Below are 4,877 nucleotides of genomic sequence, written 5' to 3'. Positions count from 1 at the left end.
TCGACGAACGTCTCCGGGTAGATGATGTTGGCGGGTTCGGTGACGAGCTCGCGGGTGAAGGAGATGCCCTCCATCAACGCTGCCCGGCGCTGCCATTCCGCCTCCGTGCCCTCGCCGCCGCCGACGATCACCACTTCCTCGAGCGTCGGCTTCGCCTTGCCGCTGAGCTTGGTGCGATAGATGTCGTAGCGCCAGGAGCGCGCAGCCGCGCCGAACCCGATCCGGGCCGCGGCGTCAGCACCGAGGCCGAGGCCGGTCAGGTCGACCACCAGCCTGGTCTCTCCCGACGTGAGCAGCTTTGCGGCCAGCGCCCCGCCCACCTTCTCGAACAGGGCATCGTCGCCGCCCTTGCCGCCGAGGCCGACCAGAAGGAGCCGCCGCGCCTTGTCCCCTTCGGCGATGAAGGTCTCGGCGATCGCCGCCGCGTCCCGCTCGAAGCGCTGAGCCTCCGCCGCCCGGGCGGCGAGGATCGCAGCCGCCGGATCGAGCCCGCTGAGGCGATCGGCCAGCGTATCTTCCCCCCGAACCGGGAGCGCGAGCGCATAGGCGCCTTCGGGACGGGCGGAAGCGAAACTGATCTTCATGTTCGGCTGGACTCCTGGCGGCTGGGGGCGACCTGATAGGCAAAGGCATCGCGGCTTGCAAAGCCGTGCGGCCCTGCTCGCTTCACGCATTGCAGGGAACGGCTTCCGGTGCGATAGGCTCCAACGTCGCGTGTGCCGAAGCGGCGGGGCCGATCAAGATTGTGAAGACGCTGAGTTTATTCTGCCGGACGACCCTCCCCCTGCTGCTGTGCGCGCCGGGCGTGGCGCTGGCTCAGGAGCAGGAGCGGAAGGACCCGCTTGCTGCCGCGATCTCCGATTCCGACGCTCCGGTCGATTTCAGCGCCGATCAGCTCACCTACGACACGCGGGCCGAAGTCGTGACCGTCAGCGGCGACGTCCGCATGGTCCGCGAGGGCAACAACCTTCGCGCGGAACGCGTGGTCTGGGACCGGAATTCAGGTCAGGTGCGGGCGGAGGGGAATGTCCGCCTCATCAATCCCGGCGGCGACATCGCTTATGGCGATACGATCGTGCTTACCGACACTTTCCGCGACGCCGTCGTCGAGAACCTGCTTGTGGTGCTCGAGGACGGCGGCCGCCTCGTCGCCGCCCGCGGCGAACGGAAGAACGGCTACACGACGCTGAGCCGCGCAGCCTATACGCCCTGCGCGGTGATCGACGAGCATGGCTGCCCGAAGGATCCGAGCTGGAAGATCACCGCCGTTCGGGTGGTGCACGATCCGGTGAAGCACCGGATCCGCTATGAAGGGGCGAGCTTCAGCCTGTTCGGGCTTCCGCTCGTCGGCCTTCCGGGCCTGTCGCACCCCGACGGCAACGAGGGCGGCGGCAGCGGTTTCCTCGTCCCTTCGGTCCGCATCAGCCGTCAGAACGGGCTCGAAGTCAGCGCGCCTTATTATTTCAAGCTCGCGCCGAACCGGGACCTCACCGTCGAGCCGCATCTCTTCACCGGCGCGCTGCCGATGCTCGAGGGTCATTACCGCCACCTGACCGGCCTCGGCGCCTATCAGGTGCGCGGCTATGTCACGAAGAGCTCGCGGACGATCGTCGATCCTCTCGGGGTGGCGCTGAGGGAGAAAAGCGGCATCCGCGGCTATCTGGAGGCGAACGGCCGCTTCCAGCTCAATCCCCTGTGGAGCGTGACGGCCGTAGGCCGGAGGGTCACCGATCGCACCTTCCTTAGCCGCTACGACATCTCGCGCGACGACCGCCTTCGCAGCATGATTGAGGCGGAGCGGATCAGCGAGGACAGCTATATCTCGATCGCGGCCTGGGCGTTCCAGGGGCTGCGACTCAGCGACGTCGGGCGGCCGCAGCCGATCGCTTTCCCCGCCGTCGACGCCCGCTGGCGGTTCGCTGATCCGTTCCTCAAAGGCCGGGTGGAGCTGCAGGCGAACAGCCTTTCCATCATCCGTACCGAGGGGCAGGATACGCAGCGCGCCTTCGCCTCCGCCCGCTGGGACCGGCACAGCATCACCGGCCTCGGCCAGGAGCTGATCCTCACCGGCTATGCCCGCGGCGACCTCTACCACGCCAGCGACACCGATCTGAACACCATCCCCTTGTACCGCGGTACCGAGGGCTGGAGCGCCCGGGCGATCGGCGCCGTCGCGGCGGAGCTTCGCTGGCCGTTCATCGGCGACTTCATGGGCGGCACCCACCGGCTGACGCCCCGGCTGCAGGTGGTGGCCTCGCCGCCCACGCCCAACATCGAGATCCCGAACGAGGATGCCCGGGCGATCGAGCTCGAGGATTCGAACCTTTTCGCCCTCAACCGCTTCCCCGGCTATGACCGCTGGGAGGACGGAACGCGGATCACCTACGGCGTCGACTGGGCGGTGGACCTGCCGCGCATCTCGCTTCGGACCACTGTCGGTCAAAGCTACCGGCTCGACCGGCAGCCGAGCATCTTCCCGGAAGGCACGGGCCTTGCCGCCCGCTATTCAGACATCGTCGGCCGCACCACCCTGCGCTTCTCCCGAAAGCTCAGCCTCGTTCACCGCTTCCGGCTGGACAAGGACAATGCAGCAATCCGCCGCAACGAGATCGATGCCGTGATCGGCGGCCGCCAGACCTATGCGACGATCGGCTATCTGAGGCTCGACCGCGACAACGACCTGCTGCTCGAAGACCTTCGCGATCGCGAGGAGCTGAGGGTCGGCGCCCGCGTCCGCTTCGCCAAATACTGGTCGGTGTTCGGATCGACGGTGATCGACCTCACCAGCACGCGTGAGGATCCGTTCACCCGCGCCGGCGGCTTTCAGCCGGTGCGCGACCGGTTCGGAATCGCGTACGACGATGATTGCATCGAGATCGGCGTCACCTGGCGCCGCGACTACGACCAGAGCGATGCCTTCCGGCGCGGCAGCAGCTTCCTGTTGAGGGTGGCGCTGAAGAATCTCGGCCGCTAGAAGCGGTTGCGACGCTGCGGGGTGACGGCGAAGGCACTTGCGTGCAAAAGCCGCTAAGCGTGGGTTCAGCTAGTCAGAGGCAGGCTAGCGGTCTGCTTTTATTGGAGGAATGATGAAGCTCGGCAGTTTTAGGAGCGCAGCGCTCTTGTTGGTGGGGAGCTTCGCTGCCGTCGCGGTCGCGCAGACGGGCGGAGTCCAGTCGTCGACCGGGCTCGACCTTCCGTCGAACCCCAAGTTCATCGGCAGCGGCGATCCGAACGTGCGCACCGCCACCGCGATCGTGAACGGCGACGTCATCACCAGGACCGACGTCGACCAGCGGATGGCGCTCATCCTGCTTGCGAACCGCGGCGCCAACATTCCGCCCGAGGAGATGCAGAGGCTGCGCGACCAGGTGCTCCGCAACCTCGTCGACGAGACGCTGCAGATCCAGGCTGCGAAGGCCGCCGACATCAAGATCGAGCCGCGCGAGATCGAGACCTTCTACAACCGCTACGTCCAGAATCTGAAGCAGACGCCGAAGGAGTTCGAGGCCTATCTTCGCTCGGTCGGTTCGTCGCCGAACTCGCTGAAGCGCCAGATCCACGGGGAAGTCGCCTGGAGCCGGCTCCAGAGCCGCGAGATCGAGCCGTTCGTGAACGTGGGCGAGGAAGAAGTCCGCTCCGTGATCGAGCGCCTCAAGGCTTCGAAGGGGACGCAGGAATACCGAGTCTCCGAGATCTTCCTGTCCGCCACGCCCGAAACGGCGGCCGAGGTTCGCGCGAACCTGATGCGGATCGTCCAGCAGCTGCAGCAGGGCGGCTCCTTCCCCGCTTATGCGCGCCAGTTCTCCGAAGCTTCGACGGCCGCCGTTGGCGGCGATCTTGGCTGGGTCAGGGCCGAGCAGCTCCCCGAGCCGCTCGCGCAGGCCGCGCAGCAGCTCCAGGTCGGCCAGATCAGCGAACCCATTCCCGTTCCGGGCGGCTTCTCGCTGCTGGCGGTCCAGGACACGCGCCAGCTTCTGACGGCCGATCCGCGCAATGCGGTGCTGAGCCTCAAGCAGATGAGCCTCAGCTTCCCCGCCGGATCCAAGCGCGCACAGATCGAGCCGATGATCCAGAAGCTGTCGCAGACGGCCCAGACCATGGGCGGCTGCGGCCGGGCGGAGGAAGCGGCGGCGACGATCGGCGCCGAAGTCGTGTCGAGCGATCAGGTCCGCGTGCGCGATCTGCCGCCGGTGCTCCAGAATGCGCTGCTCGGGATGAGCATCGGCCAGGCGACCCCGCCCTTCGGCACCGTCGAGGAGGGCATCCGCGTCCTCGTCCTCTGCGGCCGCGACGATCAGGACGTGTCCACCGAGCCCAACTTCCAGCAGGTCTACGCCCAGCTCGAGGAGCAGCGCGTCAATATGCGCGCTTTGCGCTATCTTCGCGACCTCCGGCGCGATGCGGTGGTAGATTATCGCTGAGGATCGCTGACCTTGCCGACGCCCCTCGCGCTCGCGCTGGGAGATCCGGCCGGGATCGGGCCGGAGATTGTCGCGAAGTCGTGGGAGCGGCGGGCGGCGCTCGGCCTTCCGCCGTTCTTCGCGGTCGGCGACTGCAGCGCCATCGAGGCGGTCTGGCGCGGCCCGATCGCAGCGATCTCCGATCCCGCCGAGGCTGAGGAATGCTTCCGTGATGCGCTTCCGGTCGTGCAGGTCGGCGGCGGGAGCAGCATCACTCCGGGCGCGCCCGATCTCGACGGCGCCCGTACCGCTCTCGATGCGCTCGAAATCGCGGTTGGCCTGACCCGTTCCGGCGCCGCCTCCGGCCTGGTGACGGGACCCGTTTCCAAATACCAGCTCCACGCGATCGGGTTCGTCCACCCCGGCCAGACGGAGTTCGTCGCCGAACGCTGCGGCGTCTCGACCGAGATGGCGGCG

Annotated in this window: 4 protein-coding genes; 3 read left to right on the top strand and 1 reads right to left on the bottom strand. The window is 67.5% G+C overall.

All coding sequences use genetic code 11. From position 1 onward, the window contains the following. The coding region (locus tag VF662_RS05220; RefSeq protein WP_464138597.1) for a M17 family peptidase N-terminal domain-containing protein at nt 1–584 on the bottom strand (584 nt) is incomplete at its 3' end. 158 nt (nt 585–742) lie between these two features. Between VF662_RS05220 and VF662_RS05215 the strand changes: the two genes are divergently transcribed. The 3 genes from VF662_RS05215 to VF662_RS05205 all read left to right on the top strand — a co-directional run. Next, nucleotides 743–2,974 carry an LPS-assembly protein LptD gene (locus VF662_RS05215; RefSeq protein ID WP_464138601.1) on the top strand — a complete coding sequence of 744 codons (2,232 nt, stop codon included), beginning with the start codon at nt 743–745 and terminating at the stop codon, nt 2,972–2,974. A gap of 109 nt (nt 2,975–3,083) precedes the next feature. After that, the gene (locus tag VF662_RS05210) at nt 3,084–4,421 is read left to right on the top strand and encodes a peptidylprolyl isomerase (protein WP_464138593.1); all 1,338 of its coding nucleotides are present in this window, start codon (nt 3,084–3,086) and stop codon (nt 4,419–4,421) included. Between the two features lie 12 nt (nt 4,422–4,433). Continuing rightward, a partial coding sequence (locus tag VF662_RS05205; RefSeq protein WP_464138590.1) for a 4-hydroxythreonine-4-phosphate dehydrogenase PdxA occupies nt 4,434–4,877 on the top strand: 444 nt, incomplete at its 3' end.

The organism is Allosphingosinicella sp. (genome assembly GCF_036387215.1).
GTDB lineage: Bacteria > Pseudomonadota > Alphaproteobacteria > Sphingomonadales > Sphingomonadaceae > Allosphingosinicella.
This window is presented reverse-complemented; position numbering and strand designations above follow the sequence as displayed.